The following is a 16,265-nucleotide window of genomic DNA, read 5'->3' as shown; positions in this document are numbered from 1 at the left end:
GAGAGTTCAAATAAAAATTAATACAACGTGAAGTTATGCAGATTTAAGGAGTGTTTTCAATAGTAAGCAGAAAAAGGCTGATAGAGATACTTCATCCCTATCAGCCTTTTTCAAATAAAACTATTTGAAATCCCAAAAATTCACCATTATTTCTTCCATTTCTTTTTAATACTTTTAATTAGCCACACTAATAAAAGCAATCCTATGATAATCATAAAGATCCCAATTGTTTGATTAAACATAAAAAACATATGATGATACATCATGTTTCTCCCCATCATCATCCCCATTGAATCTGGGGGAAACCAAATCATTCTTAAAACAATAATTAAAAATGAAATTCCAATGATAATTAAGAATGACAACAAGATTGGTAATATTCGTTTCATATTCTCACCCTATTCCACTTTGTACCCTATACCCCAGACGGTCTTTATTAATGATCGATCAATCCCAGCTGCCTTTAATTTTTCTCTCAAATTTTTAATATGGGAGTCAACGGTCCGATCCTCTCCCATAAATTCCATTCCCCAAATTAACTCTACAAGCTGTTCTCTAGAAAAAGCCTTCCCCTTATGTTCTACTAGAACCTTTAATAGATCAAATTCTGTTTGGGTTAAATTAATGCCGCCTCCTTGATAGGTTAATTCACGAGCAGATACATTCAAGATTAGTCCTTTATATTTTAGGATTTCCTCACTTAAATCATTGTGTTGAGCTCTACGTAATAACGCCTTAACCCTAGCCATTAATTCAGCTTCCTCAAATGGTTTAACTAAATAATCATCAGCCCCTATGGTTAAACCCGTTACTTTATCTTGAACAGATCCCTTTGCAGTTAGCATAATCACCGGAACTTCAGATATCGTCCTAATTTGTTTGAGCGTTTCCCAACCGTCCATTAGCGGCATCATTACATCGAGGATAATTAAATCATAATCGTCTTTTAGAATTTTCTCGTATGCTTGCCTACCATCCTCTGCATCCTCTACAAGATAGCTTTCTTGTTGTAAATAAAGCTTTAACAATAGTCTCATTTCAAACTCATCATCAACAATTAATATTTTTTTCATTTTTCTTTCTCCCATTTATTATGTTTTAAAAATATGGTAAAAGTTGACCCTTCATTTTCTTTGCTGTTAACTCTGATTTGACCATCATGTGATTCGATAATATTTTTCACTACATATAAACCCAGCCCTGTCCCACCTGTTTTTCTTGTTCTAGACTGGTCCACTCGGTAAAATTGATCCCAGATTTTCGGTAAATCCTCCTCAGGAATCCCTATGCCAGTATCCTCTATTTCAATTATGGTAAAGCCCTTTTTAGAATAAGAACGAACAGTAACGTCTCCCTTGAGTGTGTATTTTATTGCATTTTCTATAAGATTATAAAAAACCTGTTCCATTCTTTGGATATCAATATTGACTTTATCAGTTTCTATTTGAAGATTTTTATTTAAGTTTAACCCTTTATTACTAGCTGCAGGTTTAAGACTTGAAATAACTTTCTCAATACTAGGATTGATATATACGCATTCTTTTTCTAATTCAAATTTACCGACCTGTAGCTTACTCATCTCCAATAAATCATTAACCAAAAAAGAGATCCTATTGGTTTCTTTATTAATAATTTTTAAGTACTCGGCTTGTTCATGACGATCCTTTATTATTCCTTTAGATAAGATATCACTGTATCCCTTAATATATGTTAAAGGGGTTCGAAGTTCGTGCGAAACAGCTGCTAAAAACTCATTCCTACTTTCTTCATAATATTGAAGCTGTTCTCCTAAAATTTGTATGGAGTTTCCCAACTCGGAGATTTCATCGCTCCCTTTCACTGGTATGACTTGTTTGTATTTTCCTAATGCCATATTATTGGTTGCCTCTTTCATCGTAAGAAGGGGTTTTACAATTCTTCGCGAGAGGAGCCCAATAAATCCTAAAGCCAATAAAATCATCCCGAGACTTGCTACTATAATTAACATATTCATCACATAGACAATATCTCGTAGAATATAGGACGGATAGTACATATAAACAAAAGCTCTACCATTCCCAACAGGTGAGACGGTTATAATATATTTGTGTTCTTTCCAATCCACTTCTACATACCTTGGCTTGTTACTTCTTTCTGAAAGAAGGTGCTGTTTCATGTCTATATCAGGAGTTACAGATGAACCTATCACTTTTCCATTAGAATCAACAATTACCACATTCGTTACTACACTATTCTCCATTGCAACTACGTGACTTATTGTTGTTTCATCTAATCGATCTTCGAGGATTTCAGCATGATTATTTCCTCTTGCTAACAAATCTTGTTTGATATAGTCAACAAACAGATTTGTAAAAACTCCATATAAAATAGTGCCTAAAATGAGCAGTAAAATGATAAATACTCCACTAAATAACAGACCTAACTTGAAAGATATACTATTAAACTTAATTTTCTTTCTCACCAAGATACTCCTTAAAATTTAATTTATATTTTTATTTCCTTAATAAAAGGAACTTACACTATGTAATAGTTTAGTTTTGCTTAAAATCTAATAACTAAATCATAAACTAAATTAATGAAGAAAGTATGCAGGCTATAAATTTAATTCAGTAATGGAGTTCGGTATAAAGCCTTTTTTGTAGCAATCTTAATAAAATAAAATTATTCTATATTGAGTACCCGTATAGGTATTTATAAATAAATATATTTTTTATTTTTTGCTGATTTTTTACATTTACTTTTATTTACGTGTTGAATGTCAAAAAATAAGTGCATACCCACAGCTAGGAGGAGTAAAAATTTGAAAAATAGAACTGGGATCATCATAACCTTATTTATTGTTTTCATCGGAGCTGTTTTGTTATTTTTCAGACAAACTGGAATGGGCCCAGGTCAAATGTTGAACAATTCTTCTAAAAACACTCAAAACAAAGTAGCTTTACTCCGAGAGACTCCCTTACCCATACCGCCTTTATTGAAGGATGAAAATCCTGATCCCCAAAAAGCAGAGTTTCAAATAATTGCACAAAAGGGGACAACGGAATTCATTAAGGGAAAAAAAGCTGAAACATTAGGATACAATGGAAATTATTTTGGACCTGTTATTAGAGTGCGAAGAGGAGAAGAAGTATCTATAAAGGTAAAAAACAACCTCGATGAACAAACGACAGTTCATTGGCACGGCCTTGAAGTAAATGGCGATCAAGATGGCGGGCCACATGACGGGATTAAACCTGGAACCATATGGAACCCCACATTCACCATTAACCAGCCAGCTTCTACATTATGGTATCACCCACATCTTCTCCATAAAACTGGAGAGCAAGTATACAAAGGCCTTGCTGGTTTATTTTATATTGATGATGATATTTCAGACAATCTCGATATTCCTAAAGAATACGGTGTGAATGATGTTCCATTAGTTATTCAAGATAAGACATTTGATTCAAATGGTTCATTCAGTTATAACCTTGGAATGCATGATGTCATGATGGGTCTCCAAGGAGATACGATACTTGTAAATGGGGCAATATCTCCCTATTTACAGGTTCCAAGCGGTCAAATGAGGCTTCGGTTATTGAATGGTTTAAATGCTCGGTCGTATCAAATCCATCTAAGCAACAATCAAGCATTTGTTCAAATTGCAAGTGACGGTGGTTTCTTGACAGAGCCAGTGGAAATGACCAATATTATTCTTGGTCCTGGTGAAAGGGCAGAAATTATTATAGATTTCTCTAAATTTGAAAAAGGTGACACAGTATCCTTAATGGATCAAGAAACCAAATTTATGCGTTTTAGTATAGGAAGTAAATCGAATAAAACAGTTAATTTGCCTTCTAAGTTTACCGACATTCAAAGAATCGATCCATCCAGTGCGATTAAAACAAGAAAGTTTTCCTTTCAAGGAATGGGGCCAAATGTCAACATTAATGGGAAACAGATGGATATGGACCGCATTGACGAAGTCCTAACTCTTCATACTACAGAAATTTGGGAAGTAACCAATGACACAGGTGGGATGATGGGTGGCATGCCCCATCCATTTCACGCTCACGGTACTCAATTTCAAATACTGGATCGGGACGGAAATCCACCACCTGCTAATGAAACCGGTTGGAAAGACACCTTTCTCGTCTATCCTGGTGAAAAGGTAAGAGCCATAGCCACATTTAATCACACAGGAACTTTCATGTACCATTGTCATATCCTTGAACATGAAGATGCTGGAATGATGGGGCAATTCCAAGTGAAATGAGAAAACATTCCTAAGCTAAAATGTTTTCATTGTACTCTATAAGGGTATATTATTAATATTTCTCATAAGAGGGGATGTAAATAATGAAAAAGCATTTGATTCTTCTTTGTACTGCTGCAGTTATTGGATTAAGTGGGTGCGGTAACGATACCACTGACAAGAATCAGTCCAACAGTACAAAAGAAACCAAACAAACAGAAATGAATCATGAATCAACAGGTCATAGTTCTATGGAACACTCCAGTTCAGCTGAAGTTCCAACAGGTCTAAAAGAAGCAGAAAACCCGACCTTTAAAGTTGGAAGCCAAGCAATTATCAATGCTGATCATATGGAAGGTATGAAGGGTGCCGAAGCAACCATTGTTGGTGCTTATGATACCACTGCCTATGTTGTTTCTTATAAACCGACAACAGGTGGCGAAATGGTTAAAAATCATAAGTGGGTCATTCAAGAGGAAATTAAAAATGGCGGTAAGGAAACATTAAAGCCTGGTACGGAGGTTACCATTGAAGCAGATCATATGAAAGGCATGATGGGTGCGACTGGATCAATTGATTCGGCAGAAAAGACTACTGTGTATATGATTGATTATACTCCGACTACAGGGGGAGAAATGGTAAAGAATCATAAATGGGTGACAGAAAGTGAACTTACGGCTAAATATAATCATACGTAAAATTTAAAATAGCAAAATATAAATAAAAAACTCTGACGTTTTCATGGTCAGAGTTTTTTTGATTTTTGCCGTTATTATAACTTTACTTTTTGTAAACGTAGGGCATTGAGAACAACGGAAACGGAACTGAATGCCATTGCAGCACCAGCAAGCCACGGAGCAAGGAGTCCAAGAGCAGCGATAGGAATACCAAGTGTATTATAAGCAAGGGCCCAGAAAAGGTTCTGCTTTATATTACGGATCGTCTTCTTACTCATAAAAATCGCATCTGCAATACTATTTAGATCCCCGCGAATTAGAGTGATATCAGCTGCTTCCATTGCAACGTCAGTACCAGTTCCGATTGCCATTCCAATATCCGCAATGGCAAGAGCGGGTGCGTCATTGATTCCATCTCCAACCATGGCTACCTTCTTACCCTGTGCCTGTAATTTCTTAATCTCATCTGCCTTCCCCTCAGGAAGCACTTCAGCTATGACGTTATCAATCCCAGCTTGAGCAGCAATGGCTTTTGCTGTCTGCTGATTATCTCCCGTAATCATAATGACTTCAATTCCCATTTCTTTAAGGCGGCTGATAGCCGTTTTAGATGTTTCTTTAATAGTGTCAGCTACTGCAATCATGCCTGCATATTGACCATCTATCGCAGCAAGCATGGCTGTCTTTCCAACCTTTTCTAATTTATCCATTTGAACAAGTGCTTCTTCAACAGTTACATTATATCTGTCCATCAGCTTTCTTGTTCCAACCAATAACTCTTTGCCGTCAACCACTGCTCTTATACCGAAGCCAGGGATGGCTTCAAATTCAGAAACTTCCTTCAATGATATTCCTTTATCTTTAATTCCTTGAACGATCGCTTGTGCTAGTGGATGCTCTGATTGTTTTTCAGCAGATCCCACTAAGGCTAAGAATTCTACCTCTGATTGAGGTGGGCCTGTAAATATATCAGTTAAAACAGGTGTTCCGTTAGTAACAGTGCCTGTTTTATCTAATACAACTGTTGATATCTTATGAGTCATTTCCAAATGCTCGCCGCCTTTGAAGAGAATTCCATATTCGGCAGCTCGTCCTGACCCAGCCATGATGGAAGTTGGCGTTGCCAAGCCCAAGGCACATGGACATGCGATAACAAGGACTGCGATTAATTTCTCCAACGCTTCTGCAAAATCCCCAGGGGTAACCCAAACATACCAAACAATAAAAGCCAATACTGCAAGACCTACAACAATAGGAACAAACACACCTGAAATCTGGTCTGCAAGGCGTTGAATTGGCGCCTTTGAGCCCTGTGCTTCTTCCACCACTTTTATAATTTGGGCTAATGCAGTATCCCTTCCTACTTTAGTTGTTTCCACCTTTAAAAATCCATTTTTATTGATGGTTGCCCCAATTACTTCATCCCCTATTTTTTTATCAACAGGGACACTTTCACCCGTCAGCATGGATTCATCAACAGCAGAAATACCCTCAACAATCCTTCCGTCTACTGGAATTTTTTCTCCTGGTTTAATATGAAGGATATCACCAACAATTACTTCTTCAATGGGGACCTCTTGCTCAACTCCGGCTCTTTCAATGGTCGCTGTTTTTGCTTGAAGCCCCATTAATTTCTTAATGGCTTCAGATGAGCGTCCTTTTGCTTTCGCCTCAAATAGCTTTCCTAGAATAATTAGTGTAATTAAAATGGAACTGGTCTCATAGTAAAGTTCAACTGAATGTGCATTACTTCCAATAGAAACTAGTGATAAGTATAAACTATAGAAATAAGCCGCTGATGTACCAAGAGCAACAAGTACGTCCATATTGGCACTTTTATTTTTCAACGCTTTATACGCTCCGACATAGAACTGTTTTCCAATAACAAATTGAACCGGAGTCGCCAAAGCAAATTGTACCCATGGATTCATAAACATTTTTGGAAACCAAATGAAGGAGGTGAATGAAAAGTGCCCAACCATTGCCCATAATAGTGGAAATGATAGAATCGCAGAAAAAATAAATTTACCGGTTTGTTTCTGAATTTCCTTTTGACGATAATCACTTTTATCTTTTACATCTTCCTTTATATGAGCACCATAGCCAAGGCTTTCCACTTTTTTTATGATATCAGCAGACGAGAGGACAGCACTATTGTACTCTACTGTTGCTTTTTCTAATGCTAAATTCACATTGGCTTTTACTACACCATCGAGCTTATTTAGCCCTTTCTCTATCCGAGCCGAACAAGCCGCACAGGTCATACCAGTGATTTCATATTCAGCTTTTTCATTGACAACATCATACCCTAAATCCCTAATCTTTTTTTCAATATCCTCTATCTTTACTTTTTCCGGATCAAATTTAACATTGGATCTCTCTAATGCCAGATTCACACTAGCGGTTTCTATGCCTTCTAGTTTGTTAAGACCTTTTTCAATTCGAATTGCGCATGCAGCACAGGTCATTCCAGATATTTGCAAATTTGTTTCTTTCATATTACTCACCTCTTATACCCTATATAGGTATATTTCATTTCTAAAAAAACGTGCCAAAAACTAGCACGTCTTTTCTTTTGCTTATTTTACATCGTATCCTTGATCATCAATTGTTTCTTTTATTTTATCTAATGAAACCTCTTGTGGATTAAACTCAACATTAACGGTAGCAGCTTTTAAATCAACTTTTACATCGTGAACTCCTTCCAGTTCACCCACACTACCCTCTACTGATTTTACACAATGCCCACAAGACATCCCTTTAACATTTAAGGTTACTTTTTCCATTTGAATACTCCCTTTCTAGATAATTATCTCCTTATATTTTACCATACCCCCCTACCCTATGTAAATGAATTGGTATAGATTTTTTCAATACTTCTATCCGGCTTTCACAATATGTACATAAATAGCTTTTCCACCGGTTTATTTTTTATAAACTAATTTAGTTTAACGGATAATTTTGCAGAAAGTTAGGATTTCACAAATGTTTAAAGAAAATCAAAAATGTTTATAAGGTTGTGATGTACGTCACAACGAAGGAACAGACCTAGACACTATCATGACATTAAAAGTAAGGAGGAAAAACAAATGAAAAAATATTTAACTTTATTGTTTACCAGTATTTTAATGCTGTCATTATTTCTTGCAGGTTGTGGTAATACAACGAATAACAAAAAGGAAGAAAGAAATAAAAAAACGGAGAAAATGGAGACACAATCCTCCAATAACGAGGATCATTTCTTATTTACTGCAAATGAGGGCGGAAGCATTTCTAAAATTAGTCTTAAGAAGCAAAAGATACTTGCAAACTTTAAGTTTGATGGAGCAGTTCATAATATTCAAGTTTCACCTGATGGAAAAGTGGTTGGAGCAGTCATTGTTCCGAAAATGATGCATGGTCAAGACGAATCCATGGAAATGAAAGGAAAGGCAATATTTTTTGATCCACATACTGATAAGATCATTAAAGAAGTGGAAGTAGGTAACCACCCTGCCCATATTGTTTTTACTGAGGACGGAAAGTATGTATTAGTTACAAATAACGAAGATAACACCGTTTCCGTTATCGATGCAAAGAATTTTTCTATTGTACAAACCATTCCAACTGGAAGTGGGCCGCATGGTTTTAGAATATCAAAGGATAGTCAGTTTGCTTATGTGGCAAATATGGGGGAAAACACAGTCAGCGTTCTAAATCTACAAAGCTTTAAAGAAGAAAGAAAAATAAAGGTTGGGGAAACACCTGTTACGACCGGAATTACCTCTGACGGAAAAACCTTAGTTGTAACAATTAACAAAGAGAACGCCTTGGCTATTATTGATTTAACTTCAGGAAAAATCGATAAAGTGAATGTTGGAAATGGTCCCGCACAAGTTTATATTCAGTCTGATAATCAGTTTGCCTATGTTGCAAATCAAGGTACAGAAGACTTACCCTCCCATTCCGTAACAAAAGTGGATTTAAATACAAAGCAGGAAGTAGCAACTATTGAGACAGAAAATGGTTCTCACGGTGTAGTAACAAGTCCAGATAATAAATATACCTATATTACAAATATGTTTGCCAATACGGTAAGTGTCATCGATAATTCACAAAATAAAGTAATTAGAACTATAAAAGTTGGGGAAACTCCGAATGGGATTAGTATCATGCCATAAATTATGCAAAAAGAAAAAACAACGAGGGCGTTCGTTGTTTTTTCTTTTTGCTTATTCAATTTATAAAGACCAATAAGTTAATGTGTCAAAAATACCTAATAGCAGCATTACCCCGCCTGCAATCCATTGAATCACCATACCAAACTTTCTCCCTCTCTTCATGATAGCTCCACTGCCACCGAGGTACCAAATGATTAAGATAAAGATTAGGAGAGGAATCGCTGTTCCAATTGCAAATATGGATGGGAGAACAAATCCCATAGGGACTAGCTAATACGACCGGCATTAACGTGACAAAAAAGAGAATAAACATCGTTGGGCAAAAGGCAAGTGAGAAACTTAATCCGAGCATAAATGAACCGAATGGATTTTCATGCTTATACTCTTTCGAACCTTTAAACAAATGAAATGTCCCTTTCAATTTAATGAAACCTAACATAAATAAACCTACTACTATTAATAAAGGTCCCATTATCTTTCGAAGCCACGGAAAATAAAAAGTCAGATTTTGTTCAATTTCTCTGCCGAGTAGCCACACTAAAGCACCAAGTAATGAAAAGGCTACAATTTTACCTAAAGTAAAGCTAAGGACATCTCTCCATGCTATTTTTCTTTGAATAGACCGGTTCCCATAAAGAGTAACAGCACTGATATTCCCCGTTAATTGACAAGGAGCAAGGGCCCCTACTAACCCTAAGATTAAAGCAAAGACAATTGGCCACGATTCTAGGCTATTTGCGATGTTAAAAAACGGCTGACTTAATACTCCACTTATCTTGCTCAATAAACTGTACAATCTGATCACCTTTAATCGCAATAAATTTATATTTAAACGATAACATAAATTCATGCAGAAAATGTGGAGATTTCCTTACAAAATAAGAAAGAGACTGACCATTATATGTCAGCCTCCTACCTTTTTATTTTGTTTTATCTGCTAATTCTTTCAAAGCATCAGTAAGTTGATCGTTCAATGTGCTTAATGCATCTTTATCTAATGTGTCTGCCTCTGAACCAGCAATCGTTGGGTCAAGATATTTTTCAATCTTCTCATACAAATCCTTATTATCTTTTTTCACGTCATCCTCGAATGATGACCATTGATCTTCCAATTTTGGTCCAACTTCCTTTACCTTAGCCTGGTCACCCTTATCAATTGCTTTTGATAATTGCCCAGTTGTCTCTATCATTTCATTTACCCCATCTGATACTTTACTTTCAGTAGAACTACATCCCGCTAAAAATAATGCACTTCCAAGACCAAATGCTACAACCATTGATGTTAATTTTTTCATAATTTTTATCCTACTTTCTCTATTAATTATTTTCTGCTGCTGTCATTACATTTTTAGTTTTCAATCTTTTAAATAGAAGAATGAAAACTGCACCGAGGACAAGAATGACCTGTGGGATCGTGCTTTCCCATGTTGGATATAAAGCAAAGAAATCTATACTTGGGATACTTTGTGAATTTGTGGTTGGGATTAATCCCGCCAATTGCAGGCTATGAATACCCATTCCAGTAAATTTAATACATAGATAAAAAACGATGACACTTGATACCATAAAGAATGGACGAAGTGGTAATTTAAGACCAACAATAATTAGTAAATAGGCTAATACCCCAAGTATGGCAGCACCTATTAAAAAACCAATTAAAAGAGATTGGAGCTTAATTTGACTCGCCATCCCTATATAAAATAATACTGTTTCCGTTCCTTCACGAAATACCGCCAGAAAGGCAAGAATACCTAATGATACAAGCCGGCCTGTGGTAACTGCTGTCTGACTTTTTTCACGAATATAGCGATTCCAATCAGCGATATTGGATTGACTATGAAGCCAGTAACTCATGTACAATAACATGACTGCAGCAAATACCCCTGTCCATCCGCCTATCAGCGCGTTGTTATTTCCAAATGCACCAGATGAGATAACAAACTTAACAATCAGGGCAAGGATTAAACTAACACCTAAACCAGCTGCTACTCCAGACCAAATCCAACCTTTCCCTTTTGTCAGACCTGATTTTTTCACAAAAGACATCAGAGCAATAACTACAAGTAAAGCTTCTAAGCCTTCGCGAATGAGAATCATTGCCGCATCCCAATACGTGTATTCAGATTTACTCGCTAAAGGAGTAAGGTAATTTACCATGTTATCGATGGTTTGAGTTGCTTTCTCATAGTTTGGTGGATTAGCGGTAAGCATTGCTTGGATCGTAACTAAATCTCTTTCCGAGTCACTGTATACTTTTGCAGATTGTGCAACCACAATTCCTTCCACGCTTAACCAACTATCGCTGGCTTTTTGAATACTGGAAACGGCTTGAGTTCGATTCTCGTTTTTGATTTCTTTTTTTGTATTTTGAAGTAAAAGAATAAATTCTTCTAGTGTTATATCTTCTTTCTTAAAGCCCGCCTCTTTTGGATAGCCGCCATTAGCTACTTTTTCATTAACAGCTTTTAGGCCCTGTAAAGCCTCTAGTACTTGATCCTGTTTTTTTATAGTAAAGGCATAAACAACCTTGCCCATATTTGATTCAATATCTCGATAGGCAGTTGCTGATTCAGCTTTAATACCTTCTTCAATTTCTCTCCAGGTTTTATTAAATTGTTCATAGGCTTTCTCTGCCTCTGAAAGGTTTCCTTCGGCAGCATAGCCAATTGCTTCATTTACCGATTCTTCTGCTTTCATGATATCTTCTTTGGCATTTCCAGCAGCTAATGCAGGATTCTGTATAGAAAATCCGACAATTAGTAAAAGGATAACTATTTTATGTAATAAGTTCTTGCCCATCGTATCCCACCTTGAAGGTTTCTTGTTGATAATGAATCTCATTTTCACTTATCTGTATACTATTGTATTTTCATTGATAATGATTGTCAATTACATTTTTACTATTAAATATTACGGAATTGTGAATTTTGGATTAAAAACCGACAATTAACTCATCATTGATAGAATGCCCTTTCCACAAAAAAAGACATCCTTTTTCAGATGTCTTTTACCTTAATTACAAGTCCCATGTGGGCTGGGACAGCCAATGCATTCTCTTTCAACCTGAATGGTACTATGCTCAATGTGGAAATCGTCATGAAGGATTTTTTGTGATTGGGCCAAGATCTCGTCATGGACACCGTCATCACAGATCGTCATATGGCAGCTTAAAACTGGGTAGCCTGAAGTAATTGTCCAAATATGCAAATCATGGACTTCCTTCACCAGTGGAATTTTACCAAGTGCTGTTTTTACTTGGTTCATATCGATTTGTTCTGGGGCACCTTCCATCAAAATATGGAAGGAATCCTTTGCTACCCTATATCCACTTATTAGGATCAAAACAGCCACAATCACACTGGTAATCGGATCGGCAATTCCCCAGCCGAAAAACATGATAAGAAGTGCGGCAACAATGGCTCCAACTGACCCTAGCATATCTCCTAGTACATGTAAAAAGGCACTCCTCACATTCAGATTCTCATCTTTATCGCCTTTCATTAAGATCCAAGCAGCAACTATGTTAACCAGTAAGCCTAGTACAGAAATCATTAACATACCCGTGCTTTGCACCTCTGGCGGATCGAAAAAGCGATGAATAGCCTCATAAAAGATATAAAGAGAAATAACAACTAGCGTGATTCCATTTAATGCCGCAGCGATAATTTCAAAGCGCTTGTAACCATAGGTTTTTTCCTGAGACCCCTGTTTCTCGCCAAGTTTGATGGCGAAAAAGCTTAATCCTAATGCTGCTGCATCGCTAAGCATATGGCCTGCATCAGACAATAGTGCCAAGCTATTTGTTAACAAACCGCCAATGACTTCAACAACCATAAAAGCTGCTATTAGTATGAAAGAACTCAATAGTGCTTTCTTGTTACTTGTATGTGAATGACCATGCGAATGGCCGTGTGAATGTCCATGATGATGGTGATGATGCCCCATGTCAAATCCCCCAAAGAGCTCATTTAATGGCTCCAAATTTATCTTTTTCTAAAACGAAAGAATTCCGATTGTGTTAGTTTTTTCTAATCTTTATTTTTCGATACATTCCACCGAACAACACAGCGCGATTTTCTAAGAGGGTTAGCTTCTCGCCACTATGTTTTTCATAGATCTTTTCAAAGGAGAGACCGATATCCGTACCTAAAGCCTTAATGACCGGCCTAATTAGTTTCTTTAATAAAGAAGACTTAGAAGAGAATTTATCAAAAATAATCATTTGGCCCTTTGACCGTGTCACTCGGACCATTTCTTCAAAGGACTTGTGACTGTCGGGAACAACAGATAGGATTAAGCTGGCCACTACATAATCGAAAGCTCCGTCCGGAAGGGTTAATTGTTGGGCATCCATCTGCTGAAAGAATATAGAAGTAGTTGGGAATTTCTTTTTCGCCTGGGCAAGCATCTCTTCAGAATAGTCAATCGCTGTGATATCCAGCCGGTCAATGGGAATTTGCTCAAGATCAGCACCCGTACCGACCCCAACAAACAAAACCTTATCACCTTCATGAAAGTAAACGTCATTGAATAGTTCCTGCCGAGCTTTTAGAAACGGCCCTTTATTAAAAAAATGATCATAAACCGGCGACCACCATCGATATACCCACTTATTCCACCTGTTATTCATCAGACACACACCCTCTATCCCGTCCAAAACTGTCTTGCCCTTCTATTCTTTTACTCTTAGCAGCCGTAAGCCATTAATTGTAACGAGTAAGGTTACTCCCATATCTGCGAAAATGGCTATCCATAACGTCAGCCAGCCCGGAACAACGAGCAACAGTGCCAAGAGCTTGACTACTATCGATAAGGTAATATTTTGTTTGATAATCTGTAATGTTTTTCTGCTCAGTTTGATGGTAAACGGAAGTTTTTTTAAATCGTCATTCATTAAAGCGATATCAGCGGTCTCAAGAGCGGTATCCGTTCCTGCCCCGCCCATTGCAATTCCTACCGTTGCTGCTGCAAGTGCTGGCGCATCATTCACGCCGTCACCGACCATAGCTACTCTTCCAAACTGATTTTTTAATTTTTTAATAAAATCTAACTTATCTTGCGGCAGTAATTCACCCTCCATTTCGGTGACTCCTGCCTCGTATCCAATCGCCTTAGCGGTCGCTTGATTATCTCCTGTTAACAAGATTGTATGCTCAATCCCTAGCTGATGGAGGCGCTCGATTACTGCTCTACTGCTCTCACGCACTTCATCGGCAACGGCAATCAATGCCAAGATTTCGTGAGCCGTACCAACAATCATAACGGTCTTCCCTTGTTCTTGAAGTGAGGTCATTTCATTCAACACATGGTCAGGAACTTCATCAAATAACTTCAAGTTTCCAACCCGATATTCCGTTCCATTGACTACACCTGTAATTCCTTTTCCTGTTACTGATAAGAAATCCTCGACTTCGAAATCTCTGTTAATATATGCTGCTTTATTAATAATGGCATTCGCTAGTGGATGCTGTGACTTACTTTCAATCGCAGCAACGATGGATAGTAAGTCTTCATTGTCTGTATAATTAATAAAGTCTGTTACAACAGGAACTCCTTTTGTCAATGTCCCCGTTTTATCAAAGGCAATCGCCTTTAGTGCTCCCGCTTCCTCTAAAAAGCTACCACCTTTAATTAACACACCATTTCGAGCGGCATTTCCAACGGCAGTAACGATAGAAACAGGGGTAGAAATGACAAGTGCACATGGGCAACCTACCACTAATACCGCAAGCCCTTGGTAAATCCACTCCTGCCAGTTTGCTGCAAACAACAGCGGCGGGATAACAGCCACGAGTGCAGCAATTACCATAATCACCGGCGTATAATACTTGGCAAACCGATCGACAAAGCGTTGGGAAGGTGCCTTTTCTCCTTGTGCTTCTTCTACTAAATGTATAATTTTTGCAATGGTCGTACCATCTACTAGCTTTGTAACCTTTACTTTTAGAAATCCCTCTACATTTAATGTCCCTGCGAAAACTTCGTCGTTAACATTTTTTTCAACAGGAACAGATTCACCGGTAATCGCAGCTTGATTGATGGAGGATGCCCCCTCAATAATGACTCCATCCATTGCAATCATTTGCCCAGGCTTAACAAGCATGAGATCTCCAACTTCAATATCTTCTGCATTTAGTAACATCTCTTTGCCGTTTCGAACAACAAGTGCCTCTGTTGGCGCCATCTCCATCAATGAACGAATCGAGGCTCTTGCTTTATCCATGGAATAGCCTTCAAGGACTTCACTGATGGCAAATAAGATCACAACGACTGCCCCTTCACTCCACTCTCCGATAATAGCCGCCCCAATAATCGCTACGGTCATGAGCGTTTTCATATCAAAATCGAATCGGATTAGATTCTTTAAGCCTGTTTTAAAAAGAGGAAAGCCTCCTAATAAAATAGAAGCGGCAAACAGGACGTTTACTGATGTAATATACCCTGCTAGAAGCAACAACAAGGACAACCCAAGTAAAGAGTACCGTTTCCAAAGGGGTTCCTTTTCTGAAACTGGGGGTTTTTCATTTTCAGGATAAATCGTTAGTTTTTCAAACGCTCCTGCTTCGTGTAATGCATCTAAGGTTGTATCTCCATAGACTGTGAGCTTAGAGGCTCCAAAATTTACTTTTGCATCAACCACACCATCCAGGTGTTGGACGTTCTTTTCGAACTTTGCGGCACAGCTCGTTCAGGAAAAGCCCTGTACCCGATAGACTTGTTTATCAATGGTTTCACTCACGGCCAGCCACCTCCTCCTGATGCGCAATGGCAATATGAATTAACTGTTTAACATGGTCGTCATCAAGGGAATAATACACAAGTTTTCCCTCTTTCCGATATTTGGCAAGACCCATATTTTTTAGATGACGTAAATGATGGGAAGCCGTAGCCGTGGTTGCCCCTACGATATGCGCCACATCGCACACACAAAGTTCCTCTTCGAGTGTCAAAGCATAAGCTATTTTCAAGCGGTTTTCATCGGAAAGAGCTTTAAATATCTTGGTTACTTCAGTAATATGTTGATCTTTTTCGAGCTGTTGCCCGACTCGATCGGTTTTTTCATTATCTACACAGGTAATCTCGCAAACATCACGATTTTTCATATTGCTCACCTTCTTCATTCAAACGTTCGTTTGACTATATGATATTCAAATAGCCATTTGAATGTCAATTATTTTTGCTTTTTTGCAAAAT

14 protein-coding genes and 1 pseudogene are annotated in these 16,265 nt (G+C 37.6%); 3 read left to right on the top strand and 12 right to left on the bottom strand.

Annotation, left to right across the window (positions count from 1 at the left end; all coding sequences use genetic code 11):
- Positions 1-146 precede the first annotated feature (146 nt).
- The 3 genes from QFZ87_RS06495 to QFZ87_RS06485 are packed head-to-tail and all read right to left on the bottom strand — an operon-like array spanning position 147 to position 2,461.
- A complete protein-coding gene (locus QFZ87_RS06495) occupies positions 147-389 on the bottom strand; it encodes a hypothetical protein (protein ID WP_309859292.1) in 243 nt (80 codons plus the stop codon).
- Between the two features lie 9 nt (positions 390-398).
- Positions 399-1,073, bottom strand: coding sequence for a response regulator transcription factor (locus QFZ87_RS06490; protein ID WP_309859288.1), 675 nt, complete (start codon positions 1,071-1,073; stop codon positions 399-401).
- Positions 1,070-2,461: a sensor histidine kinase gene (locus tag QFZ87_RS06485; protein WP_309859286.1), complete on the bottom strand. Its 1,392-nt coding sequence runs from the start codon at positions 2,459-2,461 to the stop codon at positions 1,070-1,072. The genes QFZ87_RS06490 and QFZ87_RS06485 overlap by 4 nt, the downstream gene beginning before the upstream one ends.
- Before the next feature lie 339 nt (positions 2,462-2,800).
- On the opposite strand from QFZ87_RS06485, the gene QFZ87_RS06480 reads away from it, so the two are divergent.
- Positions 2,801-4,255, top strand: coding sequence for a multicopper oxidase family protein (locus QFZ87_RS06480; protein ID WP_309859284.1), 1,455 nt, complete (start codon positions 2,801-2,803; stop codon positions 4,253-4,255).
- A gap of 83 nt (positions 4,256-4,338) precedes the next feature.
- Positions 4,339-4,932 carry a YdhK family protein gene (locus tag QFZ87_RS06475; protein ID WP_309859282.1) on the top strand — a complete coding sequence of 198 codons (594 nt, stop codon included), beginning with the start codon at positions 4,339-4,341 and terminating at the stop codon, positions 4,930-4,932.
- Between the two features lie 74 nt (positions 4,933-5,006).
- Here QFZ87_RS06475 and QFZ87_RS06470 read toward each other — a convergent pair whose 3' ends face one another.
- Both QFZ87_RS06470 and copZ read right to left on the bottom strand, forming a co-directional pair.
- The gene (locus tag QFZ87_RS06470; protein ID WP_309859279.1) at positions 5,007-7,409 is read right to left on the bottom strand and encodes a heavy metal translocating P-type ATPase; all 2,403 of its coding nucleotides are present in this window, start codon (positions 7,407-7,409) and stop codon (positions 5,007-5,009) included.
- An 81-nt stretch (positions 7,410-7,490) separates the two neighbouring features.
- Entirely contained in the window at positions 7,491-7,697 is a 207-nt protein-coding gene (copZ, locus tag QFZ87_RS06465; RefSeq protein ID WP_309859276.1) for a copper chaperone CopZ, read from the bottom strand.
- Positions 7,698-8,000: 303 nt separating this feature from the next.
- Between copZ and QFZ87_RS06460 the strand changes: the two genes are divergently transcribed.
- Positions 8,001-9,071, top strand: a complete 1,071-nt coding sequence (locus QFZ87_RS06460) for a YncE family protein (RefSeq protein WP_309859273.1) — start codon at positions 8,001-8,003, stop codon at positions 9,069-9,071.
- A 60-nt stretch (positions 9,072-9,131) separates the two neighbouring features.
- Here QFZ87_RS06460 and QFZ87_RS06455 read toward each other — a convergent pair.
- The 7 genes and pseudogenes from QFZ87_RS06455 to QFZ87_RS06425 form a co-directional block, all read right to left on the bottom strand.
- Positions 9,132-9,867, bottom strand: a pseudogene (locus tag QFZ87_RS06455) (urease accessory protein UreH domain-containing protein).
- Between the two features lie 124 nt (positions 9,868-9,991).
- On the bottom strand, positions 9,992-10,366 hold the full coding sequence (locus QFZ87_RS06450; protein WP_309859270.1) for a hypothetical protein: 375 nt from the start codon (positions 10,364-10,366) through the stop codon (positions 9,992-9,994).
- Between the two features lie 22 nt (positions 10,367-10,388).
- Positions 10,389-11,870, bottom strand: coding sequence for an FTR1 family iron permease (locus QFZ87_RS06445; protein WP_309859268.1), 1,482 nt, complete (start codon positions 11,868-11,870; stop codon positions 10,389-10,391).
- A gap of 213 nt (positions 11,871-12,083) precedes the next feature.
- Complete coding sequence (locus QFZ87_RS06440) at positions 12,084-13,016, bottom strand: cation diffusion facilitator family transporter (protein WP_309867678.1); 933 nt, start codon at positions 13,014-13,016, stop codon at positions 12,084-12,086.
- A 73-nt stretch (positions 13,017-13,089) separates the two neighbouring features.
- A complete protein-coding gene (locus QFZ87_RS06435; RefSeq protein ID WP_309859266.1) occupies positions 13,090-13,701 on the bottom strand; it encodes a class I SAM-dependent methyltransferase in 612 nt (203 codons plus the stop codon).
- Positions 13,702-13,743: 42 nt separating this feature from the next.
- The gene (locus tag QFZ87_RS06430) at positions 13,744-15,816 is read right to left on the bottom strand and encodes a heavy metal translocating P-type ATPase (RefSeq protein WP_309867676.1); all 2,073 of its coding nucleotides are present in this window, start codon (positions 15,814-15,816) and stop codon (positions 13,744-13,746) included.
- Positions 15,803-16,174: an ArsR/SmtB family transcription factor gene (locus QFZ87_RS06425; protein WP_309859263.1), complete on the bottom strand. Its 372-nt coding sequence runs from the start codon at positions 16,172-16,174 to the stop codon at positions 15,803-15,805. The genes QFZ87_RS06430 and QFZ87_RS06425 overlap by 14 nt, the downstream gene beginning before the upstream one ends.
- Positions 16,175-16,265 lie beyond the last annotated feature (91 nt).

It is taken from the genome of Bacillus sp. SLBN-46 (assembly GCF_031453555.1).
GTDB lineage: Bacteria > Bacillota > Bacilli > Bacillales > Cytobacillaceae > Neobacillus.
The sequence above is the reverse complement of the archived record's forward strand: the minus strand, read 5'-3'. Positions and strand labels throughout refer to the sequence as shown.